General features: G+C 74.2%; 30 protein-coding genes. 29 read left to right on the forward strand and 1 reads right to left on the reverse strand.

Going from position 1 to position 24844, the window contains the following annotated elements; all coding sequences use genetic code 11:
• Positions 1 to 5: 5 nt before the first annotated feature.
• The 21 genes from rplF (at position 6) to AB2L28_RS10420 (ending at position 15634) form a co-directional block, all read left to right on the forward strand.
• Positions 6 to 545, forward strand: a complete 540-nt coding sequence (gene rplF, locus AB2L28_RS10320; protein WP_370718656.1) for a 50S ribosomal protein L6 — start codon at positions 6 to 8, stop codon at positions 543 to 545.
• Positions 546 to 547: 2 nt separating this feature from the next.
• Positions 548 to 925, forward strand: coding sequence for a 50S ribosomal protein L18 (gene rplR, locus AB2L28_RS10325; protein WP_370718840.1), 378 nt, complete (start codon positions 548 to 550; stop codon positions 923 to 925).
• 31 nt (positions 926 to 956) lie between these two features.
• On the forward strand, positions 957 to 1610 hold the full coding sequence (gene rpsE / locus AB2L28_RS10330) for a 30S ribosomal protein S5 (RefSeq protein ID WP_370718657.1): 654 nt from the start codon (positions 957 to 959) through the stop codon (positions 1608 to 1610).
• The gene (rpmD, locus tag AB2L28_RS10335; protein ID WP_370718658.1) at positions 1610 to 1792 is read left to right on the forward strand and encodes a 50S ribosomal protein L30; all 183 of its coding nucleotides are present in this window, start codon (positions 1610 to 1612) and stop codon (positions 1790 to 1792) included. The genes rpsE and rpmD overlap by 1 nt, the downstream gene beginning before the upstream one ends.
• Positions 1792 to 2250, forward strand: a complete 459-nt coding sequence (gene rplO / locus AB2L28_RS10340; protein WP_370718659.1) for a 50S ribosomal protein L15 — start codon at positions 1792 to 1794, stop codon at positions 2248 to 2250. Before rpmD ends, rplO begins: the two co-directional genes overlap by 1 nt.
• A 235-nt stretch (positions 2251 to 2485) precedes the next feature.
• Entirely contained in the window at positions 2486 to 3787 is a 1302-nt protein-coding gene (secY, locus tag AB2L28_RS10345; RefSeq protein ID WP_370718660.1) for a preprotein translocase subunit SecY, read from the forward strand.
• Positions 3784 to 4359, forward strand: a complete 576-nt coding sequence (locus AB2L28_RS10350; protein ID WP_370718661.1) for an adenylate kinase — start codon at positions 3784 to 3786, stop codon at positions 4357 to 4359. The genes secY and AB2L28_RS10350 overlap by 4 nt, the downstream gene beginning before the upstream one ends.
• 11 nt (positions 4360 to 4370) lie before the next feature.
• Positions 4371 to 5183, forward strand: coding sequence for a type I methionyl aminopeptidase (map, locus tag AB2L28_RS10355; RefSeq protein ID WP_370718662.1), 813 nt, complete (start codon positions 4371 to 4373; stop codon positions 5181 to 5183).
• Between the two features lie 180 nt (positions 5184 to 5363).
• A complete protein-coding gene (gene infA / locus AB2L28_RS10360; protein WP_012084955.1) occupies positions 5364 to 5585 on the forward strand; it encodes a translation initiation factor IF-1 in 222 nt (73 codons plus the stop codon).
• Between the two features lie 61 nt (positions 5586 to 5646).
• The gene (gene rpmJ / locus AB2L28_RS10365; protein WP_106209588.1) at positions 5647 to 5760 is read left to right on the forward strand and encodes a 50S ribosomal protein L36; all 114 of its coding nucleotides are present in this window, start codon (positions 5647 to 5649) and stop codon (positions 5758 to 5760) included.
• Positions 5761 to 5949: 189 nt separating this feature from the next.
• Complete coding sequence (rpsM, locus tag AB2L28_RS10370; protein ID WP_366172883.1) at positions 5950 to 6330, forward strand: 30S ribosomal protein S13; 381 nt, start codon at positions 5950 to 5952, stop codon at positions 6328 to 6330.
• Between the two features lie 99 nt (positions 6331 to 6429).
• Positions 6430 to 6837 carry a 30S ribosomal protein S11 gene (gene rpsK, locus AB2L28_RS10375; RefSeq protein WP_366172881.1) on the forward strand — a complete coding sequence of 136 codons (408 nt, stop codon included), beginning with the start codon at positions 6430 to 6432 and terminating at the stop codon, positions 6835 to 6837.
• 149 nt (positions 6838 to 6986) lie between these two features.
• Entirely contained in the window at positions 6987 to 8000 is a 1014-nt protein-coding gene (locus AB2L28_RS10380) for a DNA-directed RNA polymerase subunit alpha (protein ID WP_367636854.1), read from the forward strand.
• Between the two features lie 56 nt (positions 8001 to 8056).
• A complete protein-coding gene (gene rplQ, locus AB2L28_RS10385; protein WP_370718663.1) occupies positions 8057 to 8620 on the forward strand; it encodes a 50S ribosomal protein L17 in 564 nt (187 codons plus the stop codon).
• Positions 8617 to 9510, forward strand: coding sequence for a tRNA pseudouridine synthase A (locus AB2L28_RS10390; RefSeq protein WP_370718841.1), 894 nt, complete (start codon positions 8617 to 8619; stop codon positions 9508 to 9510). Before rplQ ends, AB2L28_RS10390 begins: the two co-directional genes overlap by 4 nt.
• Positions 9511 to 9598: 88 nt before the next feature.
• Positions 9599 to 10126 (forward strand): SixA phosphatase family protein, encoded by a 528-nt coding sequence (locus AB2L28_RS10395; RefSeq protein ID WP_370718664.1) that lies wholly within the window; start codon positions 9599 to 9601, stop codon positions 10124 to 10126.
• A gap of 45 nt (positions 10127 to 10171) precedes the next feature.
• On the forward strand, positions 10172 to 11869 hold the full coding sequence (locus AB2L28_RS10400) for an ATP-binding cassette domain-containing protein (RefSeq protein ID WP_370718665.1): 1698 nt from the start codon (positions 10172 to 10174) through the stop codon (positions 11867 to 11869).
• A gap of 169 nt (positions 11870 to 12038) precedes the next feature.
• Positions 12039 to 12482: a 50S ribosomal protein L13 gene (gene rplM, locus AB2L28_RS10405; RefSeq protein ID WP_370441251.1), complete on the forward strand. Its 444-nt coding sequence runs from the start codon at positions 12039 to 12041 to the stop codon at positions 12480 to 12482.
• Positions 12483 to 12532: 50 nt separating this feature from the next.
• Positions 12533 to 13030 (forward strand): 30S ribosomal protein S9, encoded by a 498-nt coding sequence (gene rpsI / locus AB2L28_RS10410; RefSeq protein WP_370718666.1) that lies wholly within the window; start codon positions 12533 to 12535, stop codon positions 13028 to 13030.
• 126 nt (positions 13031 to 13156) lie between these two features.
• On the forward strand, positions 13157 to 14521 hold the full coding sequence (gene glmM, locus AB2L28_RS10415; protein WP_370718667.1) for a phosphoglucosamine mutase: 1365 nt from the start codon (positions 13157 to 13159) through the stop codon (positions 14519 to 14521).
• A gap of 42 nt (positions 14522 to 14563) precedes the next feature.
• On the forward strand, positions 14564 to 15634 hold the full coding sequence (locus AB2L28_RS10420) for a GNAT family N-acetyltransferase (protein ID WP_370718668.1): 1071 nt from the start codon (positions 14564 to 14566) through the stop codon (positions 15632 to 15634).
• Here AB2L28_RS10420 and coaA read toward each other — a convergent pair.
• Positions 15610 to 16611, reverse strand: coding sequence for a type I pantothenate kinase (gene coaA / locus AB2L28_RS10425; protein WP_370718669.1), 1002 nt, complete (start codon positions 16609 to 16611; stop codon positions 15610 to 15612). The two genes, AB2L28_RS10420 and coaA, sit on opposite strands and share 25 nt — an antisense overlap.
• Before the next feature lie 74 nt (positions 16612 to 16685).
• Between coaA and glmS the strand changes: the two genes are divergently transcribed.
• The 8 genes from glmS (at position 16686) to tsaB (ending at position 24832) form a co-directional block, all read left to right on the forward strand.
• The gene (glmS, locus tag AB2L28_RS10430; RefSeq protein WP_370718670.1) at positions 16686 to 18551 is read left to right on the forward strand and encodes a glutamine--fructose-6-phosphate transaminase (isomerizing); all 1866 of its coding nucleotides are present in this window, start codon (positions 16686 to 16688) and stop codon (positions 18549 to 18551) included.
• 91 nt (positions 18552 to 18642) lie between these two features.
• Positions 18643 to 18996, forward strand: a complete 354-nt coding sequence (locus tag AB2L28_RS10435) for a holo-ACP synthase (protein WP_370718843.1) — start codon at positions 18643 to 18645, stop codon at positions 18994 to 18996.
• Positions 18997 to 19053: 57 nt separating this feature from the next.
• The gene (locus tag AB2L28_RS10440) at positions 19054 to 20493 is read left to right on the forward strand and encodes an NAD(P)H-hydrate epimerase (protein WP_370718671.1); all 1440 of its coding nucleotides are present in this window, start codon (positions 19054 to 19056) and stop codon (positions 20491 to 20493) included.
• 97 nt (positions 20494 to 20590) lie between these two features.
• Positions 20591 to 21775: an alanine racemase gene (alr, locus tag AB2L28_RS10445; RefSeq protein ID WP_370718672.1), complete on the forward strand. Its 1185-nt coding sequence runs from the start codon at positions 20591 to 20593 to the stop codon at positions 21773 to 21775.
• A complete protein-coding gene (locus AB2L28_RS10450; RefSeq protein WP_370718673.1) occupies positions 21772 to 22839 on the forward strand; it encodes an alpha/beta hydrolase in 1068 nt (355 codons plus the stop codon). Before alr ends, AB2L28_RS10450 begins: the two co-directional genes overlap by 4 nt.
• A complete protein-coding gene (gene tsaE / locus AB2L28_RS10455; RefSeq protein WP_370718674.1) occupies positions 22836 to 23348 on the forward strand; it encodes a tRNA (adenosine(37)-N6)-threonylcarbamoyltransferase complex ATPase subunit type 1 TsaE in 513 nt (170 codons plus the stop codon). The genes AB2L28_RS10450 and tsaE overlap by 4 nt, the downstream gene beginning before the upstream one ends.
• Positions 23345 to 24157, forward strand: a complete 813-nt coding sequence (locus AB2L28_RS10460) for an alpha/beta hydrolase (RefSeq protein ID WP_370718675.1) — start codon at positions 23345 to 23347, stop codon at positions 24155 to 24157. Before tsaE ends, AB2L28_RS10460 begins: the two co-directional genes overlap by 4 nt.
• Before the next feature lie 9 nt (positions 24158 to 24166).
• Positions 24167 to 24832 carry a tRNA (adenosine(37)-N6)-threonylcarbamoyltransferase complex dimerization subunit type 1 TsaB gene (gene tsaB / locus AB2L28_RS10465; protein WP_370718676.1) on the forward strand — a complete coding sequence of 222 codons (666 nt, stop codon included), beginning with the start codon at positions 24167 to 24169 and terminating at the stop codon, positions 24830 to 24832.
• Positions 24833 to 24844: the final 12 nt, after the last annotated feature.

The raw sequence follows: 24844 nt of genomic DNA on the forward strand, positions 1-24844 counted from the left end.
AACTCATGTCGCGCATCGGTCGACTCCCGATCACCGTCCCCTCGGGCGTGGACGTGACCATCGACGGTTCCGCCGTCACGGTCAAGGGCCCCAAGGGCGAGCTGAACCACACCGTCGCCTCCCCCATCGCGGTGGAGCGCACCGAGGACGGGGCCCTGTCGGTCACCCGTCCCGACGACGAGCGCACCTCGCGCTCGCTGCACGGCCTGACCCGCACCCTCCTCTCGAACATGGTCGAGGGTGTGACGAACGGCTACGAGAAGAAGCTCGAGATCGTCGGCACGGGGTACCGCGTCACGGCCAAGGGCTCCGACCTCGAGTTCGCGCTCGGCTACAGCCACCCGGTCGTCGTCAAGGCGCCGGCCGGCATCACCTTCGCCGTGGAGAACAACACCAGGTTCTCCGTGGCCGGCATCGACAAGCAGCAGGTCGGCGAGGTCGCCGCGAACATCCGCAAGCTCCGCAAGCCCGACCCGTACAAGGGCAAGGGCGTGCGCTACGCCGGCGAGCAGATCCGCCGCAAGGTCGGAAAGGCTGGTAAGTGACGATGGGACTCTCCACCCAGAAGACCCAGAAGGGCACTGCGCCGGCGCGCAAGCGTCGTCACACCCGCGTGCGCAAGAAGGTCGTCGGCACGGCCGTGCGTCCTCGCCTCGTCGTCACGCGGTCCACGCGGCACGTGTTCGTCCAGGTCATCGACGACGCCGCGGGTCACACCCTGGCGTCGGCCTCGACCATGGAGGCGGACCTGCGCGCCAGCGGCGACGACAAGTCGGCCAAGGCCAAGGCCGTCGGTGTGCTCGTCGGCGAGCGGGCCAAGGCGGCCGGTGTCGAGTCCGTGGTCTTCGACCGCGGCGGCAACCGCTACGCCGGGCGCGTCGCGGCGATCGCGGACGGCGCTCGTGAGGCGGGGCTGTCCCTGTGACCTACGAAGTCGATGAGATGAGGAACGTCTGATGCCTGGACCCCAGCGCCGAGGCGCCGGTGCGGCCGGCGGCGGCGACAACCGCAACGACAACCGCGGGAACGACCGCGGTCGTGGCGGTCGCGACGGCGGCCGCGACAACCGCGGACGTAGCGACGCGGGCGACCGCAGCAACTTCGTCGAACGCGTCGTGACGATCAACCGCGTCGCCAAGGTCGTCAAGGGCGGTCGTCGCTTCAGCTTCACGGCCCTCGTGGTCGTGGGTGACGGTGACGGCACCGTCGGTGTCGGCTACGGCAAGGCCAAGGAGGTGCCCGCGGCGATCGCCAAGGGCGTCGAGGAGGCCAAGAAGAACTTCTTCCGCGTCCCCAAGATCCAGGGGACGATCCCGCACCCCGTGCAGGGCGAGAAGGCTGCCGGCGTGGTCATGCTGCGCCCGGCCTCCCCGGGTACCGGTGTCATCGCCGGTGGTCCGGTCCGCGCCGTGCTCGAGTGCGCGGGCATCCACGACGTGCTGTCGAAGTCGCTCGGCTCCGACAACGCGATCAACATCGTGCACGCGACGATCGAGGCCCTGCGCGGTCTCGAGCGCCCCGAGCAGGTGGCGGCCCGCCGCGGTCTGTCCGTGGAGCAGGTCACCCCGGTCGCGCTGCTGCGCGCCCAGGCCGCGGGGGTGAGCTCCTGATGGGTCGCATCAAGGTCACGCAGATCAAGTCCGGCATCGGCGGCAAGCGGAACCAGCGCGACACGCTCCGCAGCCTCGGGCTCCACAAGATCGGGCAGTCGGTCGTCAAGGACGACAAGCCCGAGTTCCGTGGCATGGCGAACACCGTCGCGCACCTCGTGAAGGTTGAGGAGGTCGACTGATGGCGAACCAGGGTGACCACGTCCTGAAGCTGCACCACCTGCGTCCCGCCCCGGGGTCGAACACGGCGAAGACCCGTGTCGGTCGCGGTGAGGGCAGCAAGGGCAAGACCGCCGGTCGCGGCACCAAGGGCACGAAGGCCCGCTACCAGGTGCCCGAGGCGTTCGAGGGCGGGCAGATGCCCCTCCACATGCGCCTGCCGAAGCTGCGCGGGTTCAAGAACCCGTTCCGCGTCGAGTACCAGGTCGTCAACCTCGACAAGCTCGCGACCCTCTTCCCCGAGGGCGGCACCGTCGGTGTCGACGAGCTCGTCGCCAAGGGCGCGGTCCGCAAGGGCCAGCCCGTCAAGGTCCTCGGCACCGGTGAGGTGTCCGTGGCCCTGCAGGTGACGGCCGACAAGTTCTCGACCTCGGCGGCCGAGAAGATCGCGGCTGCGGGCGGGTCCACGACCGTCCGCTGACGCCCAGCACCACCGCCCACGGCGGTAGCGGCGAGTGATCGCCCGCTACCGCCGTGTGTGCGTTTGGGGGAAGGTAGGGTCTACCGGGGTGGCGCGCCTCGTGCGGCGTCGTCCCAGCGCCACCACCAGAACCACCAGCACCACCCGCAGTGCCCGAACCACCCTGTTCGACCCACCCGTCCGACCAGCCAGGAACGACTCCGGCTCCTCCGGGAGCGCGGTGCAGGAGGTCGTAGTGCTCACCGCAATCGGTCGCGCCTTCCGGACGCCCGACCTGCGCCGCAAGCTGCTCTTCACGATCGGGATCATCGTCCTGGTCCGGCTGGGCTCCTTCGTGCCGGCTCCCGGGGTCTCGTACTCCGCCGTGCAGCAGTGCATCGACGTGGCGCAGACCGGCAACGACCTGCTCGGCCTCGCGAACCTCTTCTCCGGCGGCGCGCTGCTGCAGCTGAGCATCTTCGCGCTCGGGATCATGCCGTACATCACCGCGAGCATCATCGTGCAGCTGCTGACGGTGGTCATCCCGCGCTTCGAGGCCCTCAAGAAGGAGGGCCAGCAGGGGACGAGCAAGCTCACGCAGTACACGCGGTACCTGACGATCGGTCTGGCGGTCCTGCAGTCGACGACCTACGTGACGATCGCCCGCGAGCCCTCGCGCCTGTTCGGCACCTCGTGCAACGCCCAGGTCCTGCCCGACCAGAGCGTCCCGACGATCCTGCTGATGGTCCTCACGATGACCGCCGGGACCGGGCTCATCATGTGGATGGGGGAGCTCGTCACCGAGCGCGGTGTCGGCAACGGCATGTCGCTGCTGATCTTCGCCCAGATCGCCGCGACCTTCCCGACCTCGCTGTTGGCCATCGGCCGCGAGCGCGGCTGGCTGACCTTCGCGGGCGTGCTCCTCATCGGGCTCGTCGTCGTCGCGGCGGTCGTGGCCGTCGAGCAGTCCCAGCGTCGCGTGCCCGTCCAGTACGCCAAACGGATGATCGGCCGGCGGATGTACGGGGGCACCTCCACCTACATCCCGCTCAAGGTCAACATGGCCGGCGTCATCCCGGTGATCTTCGCCTCGTCGCTGCTCTACCTGCCCGCCCTCGTGGCCCAGTTCAACGACCCGAACGCGGCCTGGGTGGCCTGGATCACCGACCACTTCACCAAGGGTGATCACCCGCTGTACATGGCGGTCTACTTCCTGCTCATCATCTTCTTCGCGTACTTCTACGTCGCGATCACGTTCAACCCGGACGAGGTCGCCGAGAACATGCGCAAGTACGGCGGTTTCATCCCCGGGGTGCGCGCCGGACGGCCCACCGCGGAGTACCTCGACTACATCCTCACCCGCATCACCCTGCCAGGATCGCTGTACCTGGGGCTCATCTCGCTGCTTCCCCTCATCGCGTTCGTGCTCTTCAATGCGAACACGAACTTCCCCTTCGGGGGCACGTCGATCCTGATCATCGTCGGGGTGGGGCTCGAGACGGTGAAGCAGATCGAGTCCCAGCTCCAGCAGCGCAACTACGAAGGGTTCTTGCGATGACTCGTCTCGTCCTCCTCGGTCCGCCCGGTGCGGGCAAGGGCACCCAGGCCAAGCTCCTGTCCGAGCGCCTCGGCGTCCCCGCCATCTCGACCGGCGACATCTTCCGCGCGAACGTCGCGGAGGAGACCGAGCTGGGCACGACGGTCAAGGAGTACCTGGACGCCGGCAAGTACGTCCCGGACTCGGTCACCAACGCGATGGTCCGCGACCGCCTCCGGCAGCCGGACGCGGCCGAGGGCTTCATCCTCGACGGCTACCCGCGCACGACCGACCAGGTCCGCGAGCTCGACGACATGCTGCGCGAGACCGGGGCCAAGCTCGAGCACGTCCTGGAGATCACCGCCGACACCGACGAGCTGGTGCGCCGGCTGTCGCGCCGGGCCGCCGAGCAGGGCCGCAGCGACGACACCGAGGACGTCATCCGCACCCGCCAGCAGGTCTACCTGGACCAGACGGCCCCGCTCGTGGAGGTCTACTCCGAGCGCGGCCTGCTGCGCTCGGTGGACGGGCTGGGGGAGATCTCGGCGGTGACCGAGCGCCTCGTCAAGGCCCTCGACCTGCCCGACGCCTGAGGTCGCCCGCCGTGTTCGGACGTGAACGGGTCGAGTACAAGACCCCCCAGCAGGTGCTGGCCATGCGCCGGGCCGGGCTGCTGACCCACGCCGCGCTGCAGAGCGTGCGCTCGGCCCTGCGGCCGGGCGTCAGCCTCGCCGAGCTGGACGCCCTGGGGGCCGAGGTCATCCGCGCCGGTGGTGGCACCTCGAACTTCCTCGGGTACCACGGCTACCCCAAGACGCTGTGCATCTCGGTCAACGAGGTCGTCGTGCACGGCATCCCGGGGGACCAGGTCCTCGCCGAGGGCGACGTCGTCTCCGTGGACGGGGGCTGCGTCGTCGACGGCTGGCACGGCGACTCGGCCTTCACCGCGATCGTGGGGGAGCCGGCCGACGCCGGCGACGTCGAGCTCGTCGAGATCACCCGCCAGGCGCTGTGGGCCGGCATCGCCGCGCTCGACGCCCGCGGTCGCGTCGGGGACGTGGGAGCGGCCGTGGAGGACGCCGTCGACGGCCGCCTGGGCATCGTCGACGGCTACACCGGCCACGGCATCGGCACGGCCATGCACATGGCTCCCGAGGTGCTGAACCACCGCGTCCGGGAGAAGGGCCCGAAGGTCAAGGCCGGGCTCGTCCTGGCCATCGAGCCGATGTGCACGCGCGGCGGCGTTGAGACCGACGTGCTGGCCGACGACTGGACCGTCGTGACGTCCGACGGCGCGCGGGCCGCGCACTGGGAGCACACCGTCGCCGTCCTGGACGAGGGCCTGTGGGTGCTCACGGCGCCCGACGGCGGGGCCTCGGAACTGGCCGCCTTCGGAGTCAGCGTCCCGCAGGACTGAGCGTCCCGGCTCCCCGGGTGCTCTTCGGTTGCGCCGCAACGCCGAGCGGCGGCGTGATCGCTCGATTTCGCCCAGGGCGCGCCGTCGCGTAAGCTTGAGCGTCGGTCCGCCATGCCTCCCGTTGGTTCCACCAGCGGGGCCGGGCTGACTCCCACCGACACTTGATGAAAAGCGGAGGACATGCCGAAGAAGGACGGCGTCATCGAGATCGAAGGCACCGTGATCGAGGCCCTGCCGAACGCGATGTTCCGCGTCGAGCTGAGCAACGGTCACAAGGTGCTCGCCCACATCTCCGGGAAGATGCGTCAGCACTACATCCGCATCCTCCCCGAGGACCGGGTGGTCGTCGAGCTCAGCCCGTACGACCTGTCCCGCGGGCGCATCGTCTACCGCTACAAGTGACCACCCACTGGCCGCCGGCCCGCCCCGAGACCGGGGCGGGTTCTGCACGACCGGAGACACGATGAAGGTCAAGCCGAGCGTCAAGAAGATCTGCGACAAGTGCAAGGTGATCCGCCGTCACGGGCGGGTCATGATCATCTGCGACAACCTGCGCCACAAGCAGCGCCAGGGCTGACGCAGCGGGTCGCACCGCCGCACGGACCCGCAGTCCTCGCCGAGGACGCGCACCACCCATTCGCAGGACCCGCCGACCGCACCCGTCAGGGGCGGTGCGGTGACACCCCCGGTCGGAGGCCGGGGCCCGCTCGAGACGGCGGGGCCGGTCCTGCGGCAGACCTCCGCGACAGAAGAGGGACCATCCCGCATGGCACGTCTCGTCGGCGTCGACCTCCCCCGCGAGAAGCGGCTGGAGATCGCGCTCACGTACATCTACGGCGTCGGTCGCACCCGCGCCCAGGAGACCCTGGCCGCGACGGGCGTCAGCCCGGACCTGCGCGTCCGCGACCTCACGGACGACGACCTGGTCGCTCTGCGCGACCACATCGAGGGCAACTACCGCGTCGAGGGTGACCTCCGCCGCGAGGTGGCCGCCGACATCCGCCGCAAGGTGGAGATCGGTTGCTACGCCGGTCTGCGGCACCGCCGCGGCCTGCCCGTCCGCGGGCAGCGCACCAAGACCAACGCGCGCACCCGCAAGGGCCCCAAGCGCACCGTGGCCGGCAAGAAGAAGGCCGGTCGCAAGTAACCGTCCCCGTGACGGTGCGGTCCACCAGCGGGCCGCCTCGCGAACCCGTGGTTCGCCCTCGCACCCCAGTCGTCGCAGTCCACCAGGAGTCCGGAGAGCATGCCTCCCAAGAGCCGTCAGGCCAGTGCGACGCGCAAGCCGCGTCGCAAGGAGAAGAAGAACGTCGCGCACGGCCACGCGCACATCAAGTCGACGTTCAACAACACGATCGTCTCGATCACCGACCCGACGGGCGCGGTCATCGCGTGGGCGTCGGCCGGTCAGGTCGGGTTCAAGGGGTCCCGCAAGTCGACCCCGTTCGCCGCGCAGATGGCCGCCGAGGCGGCTGCCCGCCGTGCGCAGGAGCACGGCATGCGCAAGGTCGACGTCTTCGTCAAGGGCCCGGGTTCGGGCCGCGAGACCGCGATCCGCTCGCTCCAGGCCACCGGCCTGGAAGTCGGCGCGATCCAGGACGTGACCCCCAGCCCGCACAACGGCTGCCGTCCGCCCAAGCGTCGGCGCGTCTGACGAGGGTGCGGCCTTGACCCCCACCCGCGCGGTGGGGGTCGGGGCCGTCCCGACCGGAACCCAGTTCTAGCAGTCAGACCCCGTCGGCGGACCGATGTCGACGGGCGTGCGGGGCGTCATATGGCGGACGCCCGCGGGAAGGAACCTCCGTGCTGATCGCACAGCGCCCCACCCTCACCGAGGACGTCGTCGACGAGTACCGCTCGCGCTTCGTCATCGAACCCCTCGAGCCCGGCTTCGGGTACACCCTCGGCAACTCGCTGCGCCGCACCCTGCTGTCGTCCATCCCGGGCGCCGCGGTGACGAGCCTGCGCATCGACGGCGTGCTCCACGAGTTCACCTCCGTGCCGGGGGTCAAGGAGGACGTCACCGAGATCGTCCTCAACGTCAAGAACCTCGTCGTCTCCTCCGAGCACGACGAACCCGTCGTGATGTACCTGCGCAAGCAGGGCCCGGGCGCGGTCACCGCGGCCGACATCGCCCCGCCCGCCGGGGTCGAGGTGCACAACCCCGACCTGCACATCGCGACGCTCAACGGCAAGGGCAAGCTCGAGCTGGAGCTGACGGTCGAGCGCGGCCGCGGCTACGTCTCGGCGGCGCAGAACAAGTCCGGTGAGCAGGAGATCGGCCGCATCCCGGTCGACTCGATCTACTCGCCGGTCCTGAAGGTGACGTACAAGGTCGAGGCGACCCGCGTCGAGCAGCGGACGGACTTCGACCGCCTCGTCGTGGACGTGGAGACCAAGCACGCCATCTCCCCGCGCGACGCCGTCGCCTCCGCCGGCAAGACGCTCGTCGAGCTGTTCGGGCTGGCGCGTGAGCTCAACGTCGAGGCCGAGGGCATCGACATGGGCCCCTCGCCGACCGACGCCGCGCTCGCGGCCGACCTCGCGCTCGAGATCGAGGCGCTGGACCTCACCGTCCGCTCCTACAACTGCCTCAAGCGCGAGGGCATCCACACCGTCGGCGAACTGGTCTCGCGCAGCGAGGCCGACCTGCTCGACATCCGCAACTTCGGGCAGAAGTCCATCGACGAGGTCAAGGCCAAGCTGGTCGGCATGGGCCTGCACCTGAAGGACTCCCCGCCCGGGTTCGACCCGAGCGCCGTCGTCAACGACTTCGAGGACGACGACCAGTCGTTCGCCGAGGACGAGCAGCTCTGACCGTCCGCAGCCGCGCGCTCTGAGAACACGCGCGGCAACACCGAGGAGACAACACAATGCCCACCCCCACCAAGGGTCCGCGGCTCGGCGGCGGGCCGGCCCACGAGAAGCTCATCCTCGCCAACCTGGCGACTGCGCTCTTCGAACACCGCAGCATCACCACCACCGAGGCCAAGGCGAAGCGGCTGCGCCCGCACGCCGAGCGCCTCATCACGTTCGCGAAGAAGGGTGACCTGGCGGCCCGCCGCGAGGTCATGAAGACGGTGCGCGACAAGTCCGTCGTGCACTTCCTCTTCACCGAGATCGCCCCGGCCATGGCCGAGCGCAACGGCGGTTACACCCGCATCGTGAAGATCGGCCCCCGCAAGGGCGACAACGCCCCCATGGCCGTGATCCAGCTCGTCATGGAGCCGGTCAGCGCCAAGCAGGGCGTCGTCCGCGAGGCCGAGCAGGCCGCCGCGGCGTCCACCCCGGCCGAGGAGACCCCGGCGGAGGAGACCACCGCGACCGAGTCGACCGAGGACACCACCTCGGACGCGGTCGAGGTCGACGCCGCCGAGGCCGACCCGAGCGACGAGAGCGCCACCGAGCAGGACGGCGAGAAGAAGGACCAGGCCTGAGCGCCTCCCTCCCCGCCGACGAGCCCGTCCACCCCGACACCGGGGGGGACGGGCTCGTCCGCGTCCGGCTCGACCTCGGCTACGACGGGACGCGCTTCGCGGGCTGGGCCGAGCAGCCGGGCCTGCGCACCGTCCAGGGCGAGGTGACCGCCGCTGTGGGGCGCGTGCTGCGGCTCGACCCGGCTCCTCGGCTGACCGTCGCCGGGCGCACCGACGCGGGGGTGCACGCGAGCGGCCAGGTGGCCCACGTGGACGTCCCGGCCGCCGCGTGGGCCGCGGTCCCCGGACGGTCCGGCGCTGCGCCGGGCACGGCCCTCGTGCGGCGCCTGGCGGGCGTCCTGCCGCCCGACGTCCGCGTCCAGCGCGCTCGGCAGGCCCCCACCGGTTTCGACGCGCGGTTCGGCGCCCTGCGGCGCCGCTACGCCTACCGGGTGTGCGACGACCCCGCCGGCGTCCCGCCCCTGCGGCGCTTCGACGTGCTGCACCACCGCCGTCCCCTCGACGTCGCCGCGATGGACCTCGCGGCCCGCAGCCTGGTCGGGCTGCGGGAGTTCGCGGCCTTCTGCAAGCCGCGCGAGGGGGCCAGCACCGTGCGCACCCTGCTCGCGTACTCGTGGCGGCGCACCGACGACGGCCTGCTGGTCGCCGACGTCCGCGCCGACGCGTTCTGCCACTCGATGGTCCGCGCCCTGGTGGGTGCCGCGCTCGCCGTCGGCGACGGCCGGCGCGACGTCGACTGGCCGCGCCTGGTGCAGGACCGCGCCGTGCGCGACCCCGCCGTCGCCGTCGTGGGCCCCCGGGGCCTGACGCTGGAGGAGGTCGTCTACCCCGCCGACGCCGACCTCGCCGCCCGCGCCGCGCAGTCCCGCGCCGTGCGCACCCTCCCGTGACCGGCTGCCCCCGCGTGGGGGACGGGGTGGGCCGTGCGGGTGAGGGGCGGGTGGGTCGCGGGGCCGGGCGTGCGGCAGGCTGGGCCGGGTGCCCACGCTCGTCGTCGTCCGCCACGCGAAGGCCGACTCGCCGGTAGGACTGCAGGACATCGCCCGCCCCCTGGCCGAGCGCGGCAAGGTCGACGCGCGGCAGGCCGGTCGTTGGCTGGGCGAGCACGTCGGCGGTTGCGACCTGCTCCTGGTCTCCCCGGCCCGGCGCACCGAGGAGACGACCGCCCGGCTGCTCGACGGCTGGGGCGCCGCGCCCGTCGTCGTCGACGAGGAACGGCTCTACGAGGCCACCCTGGGCGACCTGCTGCGCGTCGTCCGCGGCCTGGACACCGAGACCGCCGACGCCACCGTCGTCCTCGTGGCCCACAACCCCGGCGTCAGCGCGCTCGTGGAGGCCCTCACGGGTGAGGTGGTGCAGTTGCGCACGGCCGGCATCGCGGTGCTCGACGTCAGCGGGGCGTGGGCGGACGCGGACACGACGAGCTGCACCCTGCGGCTGCAGCACACCGCCCGCGCCGAGACCACCGGTCCCGGGGGCGCCGGGGAAACCAGCGGCGGGCACTGACCCCGACCCGGCACACTGGCCGCTCACGCGAGGAGGAGCGGGGAAGTGGCTGGAACAACGGGTGGGCACGTCGACGTCGCAGGGTTGAGCCACGAGCTCCCCGACGGCCGGCCGCTGCTGAGCGAGGTCTCGTTCCGCGTGGCCGACGGGTCGACCACGGCCCTCATCGGCCCCAACGGCACGGGCAAGACGACGCTGCTGCGGCTGGTCGCGGGGGACGAACCCGTCCAGGAGGGGGCCGTCGCGCGCAGCGGCGGTCTCGGGGTCATGCGCCAGTTCGTCGGTTCGGTGCGCGACGGCACGACGGTCGCCGAACTGCTCGTCTCGGTGGCCCCCGCCCCGCTGCGGGAGGCCTTCGCGGCCGTCGAGACGGCCGAGGCGGCCATGGTCGAGCAGGAGACGGAGAAGTCGCAGCTGCGGTACGCGCAGGCCCTGGCCGACTTCGGCGACGCCGGCGGGTACGAGCAGGAGGTGCTGTGGGACGAGTGCACCCGGGCCGCCCTCGGCGTCCCCTTCGACTCCTGCCGCAACCGGCTCGTGCGGACCCTGTCGGGCGGTGAGCAGAAGCGGCTCGTGCTCGAGGCGCTGCTGCGCGGGCCCGAGGGCGTCCTGCTGCTGGACGAGCCGGACAACTACCTCGACGTGCCCGGCAAGCGCTGGCTCGAGGAGCAGCTGCGCGCCACGCCGAAGTCGGTGCTGCTCGTCAGCCACGACCGCGAGCTGCTGGCCGCGGCGGCCGACCGCGTCGTCACCCTCGAACCCGGCGCGGCCGGTGCGGTGTCCTGGACGCACGGCGGGTCCTTCGCCGACTACGGCGCGGCCCGCCGCGCGCGGGGGGAGCGGCTGGAGGAGCTGCGCCGCCGCTGGGACGAGGAGCGCGTCAAGCTGCGCACCCTCGTGGTGACGCTGCGGGAGAAGTCGAAGTTCAACGACGGCATGTCCTCGCGCTACGCGGCGGCGCAGACGCGGCTGGCCAAGTTCGAGGAGGCGGGTCCGCCGCAGGCGCCGCCCGCCGCGCAGGACGTCCGGATGCGCCTGCGCGGGGGGCGGACCGGCAAGCGCGCCGTCGTCGTCGAGCGCCTGGAGCTCACCGGGCTCATGCGGCCCTTCGACGCCGAGCTGTGGCTGGGGGACCGGGTGGCCGTGCTCGGTGCCAACGGCTCGGGCAAGTCGCACTTCCTGCGGCTGCTCGCCGCCGGCGGTTCCGACCCCGACGCCGAGCACCGCCCGGTCGACGAGCACGTCCCGGACCCGGTGCAGCACGCGGGCAGCGCCCGGCTGGGGGCACGCGTGCGGCCGGGCTGGTTCGCCCAGACGCACGAGCAGCCGGCCCTCCTCGGCCGGTCCCTGCTCGACGTCCTGCACCGCGGCACCTCCCACCGCGACGGCCTGGACCGCGAGGCCGCCTCGCGGGCGCTGGACCGGTACGGGCTGGCCGAGGCCGCCGAGCAGCTGTTCGAGAACCTCTCCGGCGGGCAGCAGGCCCGGTTGCAGATCCTGCTGCTGGAGCTGTCGGGGGCGACGCTGCTGCTGCTCGACGAGCCGACCGACAACCTCGACCTGCACTCGGCCGAGGCGCTCGAGCAGGCCCTCGCCGCCTTCGAGGGCACGGTCGTGGCCGTCACCCACGACCGGTGGTTCGCCCGCGGCTTCGACCGCTTCCTGCTGTTCGGGGAGGACGGGCGGGTCGTGGAGACCCCCGAGCCCGTGTGGGACGTGCAGCGCGTCGAGCGGGTCCGCTGAGACGGGGAGCGGGTGCCCGAGCCGTTTTGACCCGCCAGGTGGACGGCGGGTAACGTCATGGGTCGTTGTGCCCACGCAGTGCCTGCCACACGGCGCCGGGATCCCCCGGTGCCGGAGGACTCGAGCGCGGGCCCAGTCCGCAACAAGTCCGAGGAGATGGGCAACCCCCGTGCGCACGTTCACCCCGAAGCCGGGCGACATCGACCGCCGCTGGCTCGTCATCGACGCGGAGGACGTCGTCCTGGGCCGTCTGGCCGTCCAGGCCGCCACCCTCCTGCGCGGCAAGCACAAGCCGACCTTCGCCCCGCACGTCGACGGTGGTGACTACGTCATCATCGTCAACGCCGCCAAGGTCGCCCTCACGGGTTCCAAGCGCGAGCAGAAGGTCGCCTACCGCCACTCCGGCTACCCGGGCGGCCTGAAGGCCACCGGTTACGTCGAGCTGCTCGACAAGAACCCGGAGAAGGCCGTCGAGAAGGCCATCCGCGGCATGATCCCCAAGAACTCGCTCGGCCGTCAGGTCCTGAGCAAGCTCAAGGTCTACGCGGGCCCCGAGCACCCGCACGCGGCGCAGCAGCCCGTGCCCTTCACGATCACCCAGGTCGCGCAGTGAGCCGCGGCGAAGCCCGATCCGCCGTCCCGGCCGTCTGAGCGAGGAGCACTGTGAGCGAGTACACCGAAGAGGTCGTCGAGGACGTCACCGAGACGGACGAGTTCGACGGGACCTACACGTCCGAGTCGTCCGCCCCGGCCACCGGCGGCAACAGCGTCATCGCCCCCGGCGGGGCCACCGGCCGCCGCAAGGAGGCCATCGCCCGCGTCCGCATCGTCCCCGGCTCCGGCCAGTGGAAGATCAACGGCCGTGAGCTGGACGACTACTTCCCGAACAAGGTCCACCAGCAGCTCGTCAACGAGCCGTTCCGGGTGACCGCGCTCGAGGGGTCGTTCGACGTCATCGCCCGCATCCACGGCGGCGGCTCGTCCGGCCAGGCCGGCGCCCTGCGCCTCGGCGTGGCCCGCGCGCTCAACGCGGTGGACCTCGAGGCCAACCGCCCGGCGCTGAAGAAGGCCGGGTTCCTGACCCGCGACCCGCGCGCCATCGAGCGCAAGAAGGCCGGTCTGAAGAAGGCCCGCAAGGCGCCGCAGTTCAGCAAGCGCTGATCCCGGCAGCACGCCGGCCAGCGAACATCGTCACGACGGCCCCGGGAGCTCTCCCGGGGCCGTCGTGGTGTCCGGGGGCCGTGTCCGCAGCGGCACGGCCCGTGAACGCAGGGAGAGGACGACAGGGTGGGGCGGCTGTTCGGGACCGACGGTGTGCGGGGGCTGGCGAACGTCGACCTGACCGCCGAGATGGCGCTCGGGCTGGCGGCCGCCGCGGCCACCGTCCTCGTGGACGAGGGTGGGACGGCGCACCCCCGCGCCCTCGTGGCCCGCGACCCCCGGGCCTCCGGGGAGTTCCTGTCGGCCGCCGTCGTGGCGGGGCTCGCGAGCTCCGGGGTCGACGTGCTCGACCTCGGCGTCGTCCCCACCCCGGCCCTGGCCCACCTCGTGGGCACCTCCGGCGCCGACTTCGGCGTCATGCTGTCCGCGTCGCACAACCCCATGCCCGACAACGGGCTGAAGATCTTCGCCCGCGGCGGGACGAAGCTGCCCGACGAGGTCGAGGACCGCATCGAGGCGGCCCACCGCGCGGGGACGCCGCGACGGCCGACCGGCAGCGGTGTCGGCCGCGTCCACGCCGGCCCCGACGTCGAGCAGGACGCCCAGGACACCTACGTCGACCACCTGCTGTCCACCCTGCCCGGCGGCCCCGGCTCGCTCGCGGGGCTGCACGTCGTCGTCGACTGCGCCGACGGCGCTGCGAGCGCCGTCTCCCCGCGCGTGCTGCGCGAGGCGGGCGCGCGCGTCACGACGCTGCACGACGTCCCCGACGGGCTCAACATCAACGACGGCTGCGGGTCGACGCACCTGGGACCCGTGACGGCCGCCGTCCTCGCGCACGGTGCCGACCTGGGGTTGGCCCACGACGGTGACGCCGACCGCTGCCTGGCCGTGGACGCGGCCGGGAACACCGTCGACGGCGACCAGATCATGGCCGTCCTCGCCCTGGCCCTGCGCGACCGGGGCCGGCTGACCGACGGCACCCTCGTCGCGACCGTCATGAGCAACCTCGGCCTCAAGCTCGCCATGCAGCGCGAGGGCGTCACCGTCGTGGAGACGGGCGTGGGGGACCGCTACGTCCTGGAGGCGCTGAGCGCCGGCGGGTGGAGCATCGGCGGGGAGCAGAGCGGGCACGTCGTGCTGCCCGCGCACGCCACCACGGGCGACGGCGTCCTGACGGGCCTGCAGCTGGCCGCCCGGATGGCCGAGACGGGCCGCACCCTCGCCGACCTCGCCTCGGTGGTGCAGCGGCTGCCGCAGGTGCTCGTCAACGTGCGCGGGGTCGACAAGTCCCGGGCGGGCGCGGACGCCGACCTGCTGGCGGCCGTGGCGCAGGCCGAGCACGAGCTCGGCGGGACCGGCCGGGTGCTGCTGCGGCCCAGCGGCACCGAACCGCTGGTGCGGGTCATGGTCGAGGCCGCGCACACGCAGCACGCGCAGGCCGTCGCGGACCGGCTCGCCGACGTGGTGCGCGCCCGCCTCGCGCTCTGAAACCGTTCGCGCTGCCCCGGTCCGGTCTGGCTGACTGGGGGAGTGCTCCCCACCCCGACCCTGCGCGGCACGTCCTCGGCCGACCCCGGCCGGAGCCGGTGGGCGCGGGCCCACTTCGACCGCTGGTACGACGCGCTGGCCGCCGCCGAGGCCGTGGACCGGCCCGACCCCTCGACGTGGCGGCGCGGTGAGCTGCGGGCCCTCCTGGACCGGGGCACCTCGGACGAGCGGGTGCACGTCCTGCTCGCCGAGGAGGACGGCGACGTCGTGGGCGTGGTCGACGTCCGCTGCCCCCTCACCGACAACCGGCACGTGGCCGTCGTGCAGGTCGCCGTCCCGCCCGCGCACCGGCGCCGCGGGGTGGGGTCGGCGCTGCTCGCGGCGGCCCTGGACGTGGCCGCGGCCACGGACCGGACCACCGTGCGGGTGCGGGTGGACCGGCCGGCCGGCCGTTCGCCGCGGGAGTGGCCGGGGTCGCTCGCCGCGACCCGCTGGGGCTTCGGCGCCGGGGTGCCGACCGCCCGGCGCCGGCTCGACCTCCCGCCGGACGCCGCTCACCTCGCCGCGCTGGAGGCCGCGGCCACCCCGCACGCCACCGGGTACCGGGTGCGCGCGTACGCCGGGCCCGTCCCGGAGGAGGACCTGGACCAGGTGGCCCACCTGAGCGCCCGGATGAGCACCGACGCCCCCCACGGCGACCTGCGGGTCGAACCCGAGCACTGGGACGGCGAGCGCGTCCGCGAGGCGGAGGCCCTGCGGGCGGCCCAGGGCCGGCACCAGTGGGTGGCGGTCGCGCAGGACGAGGAGGGGCGCCTCGTGGCGCACACCGTGCTCGTCCGCTCCGACCACGAACCGGAACGGCTGGTCCAGCTCGACACCCTCGTCCTGGCCGAGCACCGCGGTCACCGTCTCGGCACGCTCGTCAAGCTGGCCTGCCTGCGCCGCGCCCTGGCCGACAACCCCGCGGCGCAGCGGGTCTCGACGTGGAACGCGGTGTCCAACACCCCGATGATCGCCGTCAACGAGGCGCTGGGGTTCGTCCTCGACGAGCTCCAGGAGGAGCGCGAGGCACCCGTGCAGCGGGTGGCTCAGACCTTGCGCAACCGCACCTGACGCACGGAGTGGTCCGGCCCCTTCTGCAGCACGCAGGTGGCCCGCCCGCGCGTGGGCAGCACGTTCTCGGCGAGGTTCGGGCCGTTGATCTCGTTCCAGATGCCCCGGGCCCGGGCCACGGCCTCGTCGTCGGTGAGCGAGGCGTAGCGGTGGAAGTAGGACTGGGGGTCGGAGAACGCGGTGCGGCGCAGTTCGAGGAACCGGTCCACGTACCAGGTGCGGACGTCCTCGCTGCGGGCGTCGACGTAGAGGGAGAAGTCGAAGTAGTCGCTGACGGCGACGCCCTGGGTCCCGTCCGCGCGCACCCGCGCCGGCTGCAGGACGTTCAGCCCCTCGACGATGAGCACGTCCGGCTGCCGGACGAGGACCTCCTCGTCCGGGACGATGTCGTAGACGAGGTGGGAGTACACCGGGGCCCGCACCTGCGGCACCCCGGACTTCACCGCGGCGAGGAACCGCAGCAGCGCCCGTCGGTCGTAGCTCTCCGGGAACCCCTTGCGGTGCAGGATGCCCCGGCGTTCCAGCTCGGCGTTCGGGAGCAGGAAGCCGTCGGTCGTCACGAGTTCGACGCGCGGTGTCTCGGGCCAGTGCGAGAGCAGTTCGCGCAGCACGCGGGCCGTCGTCGACTTCCCCACCGCCACCGACCCGGCGATCCCGATGACGAACGGGGTGCGCTGGACGGCTTCGCCGAGGAAGGTGGAGGTCGCGGCGTGCAGCGACCCCGCGGACCGGTCGTACAGGGTCAGCAACCGGGACAGCGGGAGGTAGACCTCCTCGACCTCGCGCAGGTCGACCCGGTCGCCCAGGCCCCGCAGCCGCGCCACGTCCTGCGCCGTGAGGGTCATCGGGGTGTTCGCCCGCAGGGCGCTCCAGTGCGCGCGGTCCAGCACGACGTACGGGGTGGGGGAGCTCCCCGGGGACGGGGGAGGGGCGGTCGGGGACGTGGCCGGTGCAGTGGTCGTCGCGCCCGTCCTCACCGGTGTGAGGCTACCGGGTGACGGAACGGGCCGAGGTGACCGGGACGGGCCGGCGGGACCGTAGCCTGGTGCTCATGTGCGGAATCGTCGGGTACGTGGGCCCCCAGGGCGCGGGAGACGGCGGTGCGGGCGTCGAGGTGGTCCTCGAGGGGCTGCGCCGGCTGGAGTACCGCGGCTACGACTCGGCGGGGATCGCCGTCGTGACCCCCGACGGCGTGCAGACGCGCAAGAAGGCCGGCAAGCTCGCCAACCTCGTCGAGGAGCTGCAGGCCGACCCGCTGCCCGCCGTCGCCACCGCCATCGGGCACACCCGGTGGGCCACCCACGGCGGGCCGACGGACGCCAACGCGCACCCGCACGTCGGGATCGGCGGCCGCGTCGCCGTCATCCACAACGGCATCGTCGAGAACTTCGCGACCCTGCGCGCCGAGCTCGCCGCGGCCGGGGTCGAGTTCACCAGCGAGACCGACACGGAGGTCGTCGCCCACCTGCTGGCCCGTGCCTGCGAGGACACCCCCGACCTCGCCGCGGCCATGCGCGCGGTCTGCGCGCGCCTCGAGGGCGCGTTCACGCTCCTCGCGGTGCACGCCGACGCACCGGGCACCATCGTCGGGGCGCGCCGGAACTCCCCGCTCGTCGTCGGTCTCGGCGACGGCGCGAACTACCTCGGTTCCGACGTCGCCGCGTTCATCGCCTCCACCCGCGACGCTCTCGAACTCGGCCAGGACCAGGTCGTCACCATCACCCCCGACAGCGTCGTCGTCACCGGGTTCGACGGTTCGCCCGCCCAGGGGCGCCGGTTCCACGTCGACTGGGACGCCGCCGCCGCCGAGAAGGGCGGTTTCCCCTCCTTCATGGCCAAGGAGATCCACGACCAGCCGCAGGCCATCGCCGACACCCTCCTCGGCCGGGTCGACGCCGGCGGCCGGTTGCAGCTGGACGAGATGAAGATCTCCGAGGCCGAACTGCGCACGGTCGACAAGATCGTCGTCATCGCCTGCGGCACCGCGGCCTACGCGGGTCAGGTCGCCAAGTACGCCGTCGAGCACTGGTGCCGGATCCCGGTCGAGGTGGAACTGGCCCACGAGTTCCGCTACCGCGACCCCGTCGTCTCCGAGCGCACCCTCGTCGTCGCCATCTCCCAGTCCGGGGAGACGATGGACACCATCATGGCCGTCCGGCACGCCCGTGAGCAGGGCGCCAAGGTGCTGGCGATCTGCAACACCAACGGCTCCACCATCCCGCGCGAGTCCGACGCGGTCCTCTACACCCACGCCGGCCCCGAGATCGCCGTCGCCTCGACGAAGGCGTTCCTCGCCCAGATCACCGCCTGCTACCTGCTCGGGCTGTTCCTGGCCCAACTGCGGGGCAACAAGTTCTCCGACGAGGTGGCGCAGGTCCTGGAGCAGTTGCACGAGATCCCCGGGCAGGTCCGGCAGGTCCTCGACGGGCTCGAGCAGGTCCGCGAGATCGCCCGCTACATGGCCGACACCCGCTCGGTGCTGTTCCTCGGCCGGCACGTCGGGTACCCCGTCGCGATGGAGGGTGCGCTCAAGCTCAAGGAACTCGCCTACATCCACGCCGAGGGTTTCGCGGCGGGCGAGCTCAAGCACGGGCCCATCGCGCTCGTCGAACCCGGCCAGCCCGTGTTCGTCGTTGTGCCGAGCCCCCGCGGCCGGGACTCCCTGCACTCCAAGGTCGTCTCGAACATCCAGGAGGTCCGCGCCCGCGGGGCGCGCACCCTCGTCATCGCCGAGCAGGGCGACACCGCCGTGGAGCCGTACGCCGACGTGGTGATCCGCGTGCCGCAGACGTCCACGCTGCTCTCGCCCCTGCTGGCCGTCGTGCCGCTGCAGGTCTTCGCCTGCGAACTGGCGACCGCCAAGGGCCTCGACGTCGACCAGCCGCGCAACCTCGCCAAGTCCGTCACCGTGGAGTGACCCCCGCCGTCGGGCGACCCCGCCGTCCACCGCCGCAGGCCCGCGTGGGAGCGTGACGCCCGCGGACGCCGTCGGCGGAGGGACAGCACTGGTGATCATCGGCATCGGGATCGACGTCGTGGACGTCGCCCGCTTCAGACGTCAGGTGGAGCGCACGCCGCTGCTGCTCGAACGGCTCTTCGGCGACGGTGAGCGGGGTCTGCCCGCCGAGTCGCTCGCGGCGCGGTTCGCGGCCAAGGAGGCCGTCGCCAAGGCGCTCGGCGCACCCGTCGGGCTCGTCTGGCGCGACGTCGTCGTGGAGCGCGAGGACGGGCACCGGCCCGAGATCGTCGTGAAGGGCAGCGCGAAGGAGACCGCCGAGGAGATGGGGGTGGCGACCTTCCACCTGTCCCTCTCGCACGACGCGGGCATCGCGACCGCCATGGTGGTCGCCGAGTCGGCGTGAGCCGGGGGTGAGCCCCTCCGGGGAGCGGCCGGGCGCGCGGCCGGGGAGGGTGGGGCCGTGATCGCCGCGCACACCGTCGAGGACGTCCGCCGCACCGAGGCCGCCGCGATGGCCGCCCTGCCCCCCGGCACGCTCATGCAGCGCGCCGCCGCCGCCCTGGCCGTCGCCTGCGCCGACGTCCTGCGCGAGAGCGCGGGCGGGGTCAACGGCCGCTCCGTCGTCGTCCTGGCCGGGGCCGGCGACAACGGCGGGGACGCGTTGCTCGCCGCCGCCCGGCTCGCCCGCCGCGGCGCCGCCGTCACCGCCCTGCTCACCGCCGACCGCGTCCACGACGACGCGCTCGCCGACGCCCACCGCGCCGGGGTCCGCAGCCGCCCGTGGCGCGCCGGCGACGAGGACGTGTGCGCCGCGGCCGACCTGCTGCTCGACGGCATCGCCGGGATCGGCGGTCGCGGGGGCCTGCGCCCCGCGTTCGAGGGCCTGTCGGCCGTCGACGGGCCCGCCGTCGTCGCCGTCGACCTGCCCTCGGGCCTGGACGCCGACACCGGCGCGGTGACGGGCGAGGTCCTCGCCGCCGACCTCACCGTGACGTTCGGGACGGCCAAGCCCGTCCACCTGCTGGGCCCGGCAGCCGCCCTCTGCGGGCGGCTGCTCGTCGCCGACATCGGCCTGACCGACCTGCCCGCCGCGGCGGTCGAGCGGGTGGAACCCGCCGACGTGGCCGCCCGCTGGCGCCGGCCCCGGCCCTCGGACGACAAGTACTCCCGCGGGGTCGTGGGCGTCGTGGCGGGCGGACCGGACTACACCGGCGCGGCCGTCCTGGCCGTGCAGGCCGCCGTCCGCGCCGGGGCCGGGATGGTCCGCTACGTCGGGCCCGCGCACCCGAGCGAGCTCGTCCGGCACGCCCGGCCCGAGGTCGTCGCCGGCCCCGGGCGCGTCCAGGCGTGGGTCCTGGGCCCCGGGGTCTCCCCGGACGACCCCGAGCAGCGGGCCCACGTCCGCGAGGCCCTGCGCGGCGGGGAACCGGCCGTCGTCGACGCCGGAGCCCTGGCCGACCTGCCCGCGCTCGGGCCGCAGCACGTCCTCACCCCCCACGCCGGCGAGCTGGCGCGCCTCCTCGGCGCCGACCGGTCCGCCGTGGAGGCCGACCCGCTCACCCACGCACGCCGGGTCCACGAGGAGACGGGCGCGACCGTCCTGCTCAAGGGCACGGTGACGACCGTCGTCGGGGCCCGCGTCCTCACCGCGGCCGCCGCCCCCGCCTGGCTCGCGACCGCGGGCGCCGGGGACGTCCTGGCCGGGATCCTCGGCACGGCGCTCGCCGGCCTGCGCGACCCGCACGACCCCGAGGCCGTCGCGTGCGCGGCCGCCGACGCCGCCGTCCTGCACGGCCGGGCCGCGGCCCTGGCCTCGGCGACCGGTCCGCTCGCCGCCCTCGACGTGGCCGAGGCCGTGCCCGCCGCGCTGACCTCCCTGCCCGGGTGGGACGCGCTGTGAGGCCCGCCCCGCCCTGACGCACACCCCGTGCCCGGTGGCGGTACGGGGACGACGGGTGCCGGGCCGGGCCGGTGGGGGCGCGAGTACCGTCGAGGGCGTGGACCTGCCCACCGAGCTGCCGGCCGTGGCGCTCGTCGACCTCGACGCCGTCGCCCGCAACGTCGCCGTCGTGCGCCACCGGGTCGGCTCGGCCGCGGTCATGGCCGTCGTCAAGGCCGACGCGTACGGCCACGGTCTCGTCCCCGTCGCCCGCGCCGCCCTCGCCGGGGGCGCCACCTGGCTCGGCGTCGCCCACGTCCACGAGGCGCTGACCCTGCGCCGGGCGGGCGTCGACGCCGACGTCCTGGCCTGGATCCTCACCCCGGGCACCGACCTCGTCCCCGCCGTCCGCGCCGACGTCGACCTGTCGGTCGCCGCCCCCTGGTCCCTGGAGACCGTCGTCGCCGCGGCCCGGGAGGTGGGCCGCCGGGCGAGGGTCCACCTGGAGGTCGACACCGGCATGTCCCGCGGGGGCGCCTCCCCGGCCGAGTGGCCGGCGCTGCTGGACGCCGTGGCGAAGCACGTCGAGGCCGGCGACGTCGAGGTCCGCGGGACGTGGGCGCACTTCGCCAGCGCCGACGTCCCCGCCGACCCGTCGGTGCCCGCCCAGCTCGCGGCCTTCGAGGCGGCCCTCGCGACCGCGCGCGAGCACGGCGTCGACCCCGGCCTGCGCCACCACGCCAACTCGGCCGCCGCCCTCTTCGTCCCGCAGTCCCGCTACGACCTCGTCCGCGCCGGGCTCGCGGTCTACGGCCTCAGCCCCGCCCCCGACCTCGCCACGGGCGCCGAGCTGGGGCTCGTCCCGGCGATGACCCTCGCGGCCCGCCTGGCCCACGTCCGCCGCGTGCCGGCCGGTTCCGGCGTCTCCTACGGCCTGACGTACACCGTCGGTGCCGACACGACCCTCGGCCTGGTGCCCCTCGGGTACGGCGACGGCGTGCCCCGGCACGGCTCCTGGGACGGGCAGCGCTCCGGGGAGGTCCTCGTCGGCGGGGCCCGGCGCCGCATCGCCGGGCGCGTCTGCATGGACCAGGTCGTCGTCGACCTCGGCGACGAGGCCGCCGCACCCGGTGACCCCGCGGTCGTCTTCGGCCCCGGCACCGACGGCGAGGCCACGGCCGACGACTGGGCGCGGGCGGCCGGGACGATCCCCTGGGAGGTCGTCACCCGCGTCGGCGCCCGCGTCCCCCGCCGGCACACCGGGACGGCCGGCGTCCCGCACCCCTCGGAGGTTCCCGCGTGAGGCCCGTCCTGCCCACCCTCCCCGGCCTGCCCGTCCGCCGCCGTCCACCGCGCCGGCGCCCGGCCGGCCGCCGCGAGGAGCTGCTGCCCCTGACGGGTACCCCCGTCGAGGTCGTCACCGACGACGGGGCCCGGCTGCACGTCGAGGTCGACGAGGTGGACCGGCCGGCCGCCGACGCTCCCGCCGCCACGGTCGTGCTGTGCCACGGGTACGCCCTGTCGGCCGACTGCTGGCACTTCCAGCGGCTCGCGCTGCGCGGGCGGCACCGCCTCGTGCTGCCCGACCTGCGCGGTCACGGCCGGTCCACGCGCGGACCGGGGGGGCCGGTGAGCGTGGCCCGGCTCGCCGACGACCTCGGCCGGGTCCTCGACGCCGTCGCCCCCGAGGGCCCCCTCGTGCTCGTCGGGCACTCCCTGGGCGGCATGACGGTCATGGAGCTCGCCGCGCGCCGGCCCGACCTGCTGGTGCGGACCACCGGTGCCGCGCTCGTCGCGACGTCGGCGGGCGGGCTGGCCGCCGTCGACCACGGGCTGCCGCTGCTCGGGCACCACCTCGTGCACTGGGCCGAGCTGGCCCTCGACCGCGCCGGCGGCCGCTACGACGTCCTCGAACGCAGCCGCCGCGTCGGCGCCGACCTCGAGCAGCGCCTCGTGCGGCACTGGAGCTTCGCCGGACCCGTCGCGCCCGAGCTCGTCCGGCTCAGCGCCCGCATGATGGCGCAGACCCCCGTCGACGTCATCGCCGACCTGCTGCCCGCCTTCGCCACCCTCGACGAGCGGGGGGCGCTCGCGGGTCTGGCGGGCCGGCCCGTCCTCGTCGTCGCCGCCGAACGGGACCTCATGACCCCCGCCGCCCACGGCCGCGAGATCGCCGACGCGCTGCCGGAGGCCGAGCACGTCCTCGTCCGCGGGGCGGGTCACCTCGTCATGCTGGAGCACCCCGGTGTCGTGACCGCCCGGCTGGAGCGGCTGCTCGCCCGGGCCGCCGACGCGTCCGGACCACCGGCCGCGGCGCACGAGGTCGTCGTGCCCCTCACCGGTCGCGGACGCCGGGGGCGGGGGTGAGCGCCGCGCCGGAGGCCGCGGAGCTGCTGCTGGGCACCCCCGAGGCGACCGCCGCGTTCGGCGAGCGCGTGGGACGGCTCCTGCGGGCCGGTGACCTCGTGCTGCTGTCCGGCGACCTCGGCGCGGGCAAGACGACCTTCACCCGCGGGCTGGCGCGGGGGCTGGGGGTGCGCGGGCCGGTGACGTCCCCGACGTTCGTCATCGCCCGCGAGCACCCCTCCCTCGTCGGCGGGCCGGTGCTGGTGCACGTCGACGCCTACCGGCTCGGCTCCCTCGCGGAGGTCGACGACCTCGACCTCGACACCGCGGCCGAGGAGGCCGTGACGGTCGTGGAGTGGGGCCGCGGGTTCGTCGAGGAGCTGGCGGGGGACCGGCTCGAGGTCGACCTCCTGCGCCCGCACGGGGCGGCCCCGATAGGCACCGACGCCGAGGGCGAAGCCCCCGTGGAGCCCCGTCGGGCGCGGGTGCTGGGGATCGGTGGGCGCTGGGCGGGGGTGCGGCTCGCGTGAGCGCCGAAGGGTCGCTCGCCGGGCGGACCGACGACGCCCGGGTCCACGGCTTCGCGCGCCGGCACGCGGTCCGCCCGCGGGCGGGCGTCCTGGTCCTGCACGGGTTCACGGCCACCCCGCTGTCCGTGGCGGGCTGGGCCGAGGAGTTCCACGCCGCCGGGTTCGACGTCGAGGTCCCGCTCCTGCCCGGGCACGGCACGACCGTCCCCGACTGCGAGCGCACGACGTGGGCCGACTGGCTCGGCGCCGCGCAGGCCGCGCTGGACCGGCTGGACCACGAGGTGGTCCTCGTCGCGGGCATCTCCATGGGCGGGGGTCTCGCCCTGCGGCTGGCGCAGCTGCACCCCGACCGCGTGCACGGTCTCGTCCTGGCCAACCCGGCCGTGCTCCTGGAGCCCTGGAAGCTGGCGGCGGTGCAGACCCTGGGCCGGGTCCTGCCGCGCTGGCCCGGCGTGGCCGGGGACCTGCGGGACACCTCCGCGCGGGTGCTCGCCTACGAGCGCACGCCGCTGCGCGCGCTCGTCTCCCAGACCGGCGGCTGGCGGGACGTGCGCCGCGACCTCGCCCTGGTCCGGCAGCCCGTGCTGCTGCTGCGATCGCGTGTCGACCACGTCGTCCCGGCGGCTTCGTCGCGGGCCGTGCTGGCCGGGATCTCCTCGGCCGACGTCTCGGAAGTGGTGTACGCCAACAGCTTCCACGAGCTGACGTCGGATCGCGACGCCCCCGCCGTGTTCGCCGCCTCGGTGCGCTTCGCCCGCCGCCGGGCGCACCCCGACCACCCGGGCGGGACGGGTCCGGGCCCGGCCTAGACTCCCGCCGTGCTGCTGCTCGCGCTCGACACCGCCACCGACGGCGTGGCGGTCGCCGCCCACGACGGGGAGCGGGTCCTCGCCGCCGCCCGGGCGGGGACGGCCCGCAGCCACAACGAGGTCCTCGTCCCGACCGTCGCCCAGGTGCTGCGCGCCGCGGGCCGGGAACGCCGCGACGTCACCGACGTGGCCGTCGGGGTCGGCCCGGGGCCCTTCACCGGTCTGCGCGTGGGGATCGCCACCGCCCGCACCCTCGCCCTCGCGTGGGGGGCCCGCGTCCACGGCGTCTGCTCCCTGGACGCCCTCGCCGCCGAGGCCGCCGCGCGGGGACGGACGGGGGAGTTCCTCGTCGCGACCGACGCCCGCCGGCGCGAGGTCCACACCGCGCGGTACGCGGTCGCGGGCGGCTCGCTGCGGCGGACCGCGGGCCCGGACGTGCTGCGCCCGGCCGACGTGGTCGTGGACGTGCCGGTCGTGGGGTCGGGGACGCGGCTGTACCCCGACGTCCTCGGCGGGGAGCAGGGCCCGTTCGACGTCGACGGCGGGGCGCTGGCCCGGGTCGTCGTGGACGCGCTCGCCGGGCGTCCCGGTCCCGGGCTGCTGCCGCCCGAGCCGCTCTACCTGCGCCGGCCCGACGCGACGGCACCGGGGGCGCGCAAGCGCGTCACGGCGTGACCGGCCGGGGAC

This window comes from Kineococcus mangrovi (assembly GCF_041320705.1).
In the GTDB taxonomy this organism is placed as follows: domain Bacteria; phylum Actinomycetota; class Actinomycetes; order Actinomycetales; family Kineococcaceae; genus Kineococcus; species Kineococcus mangrovi.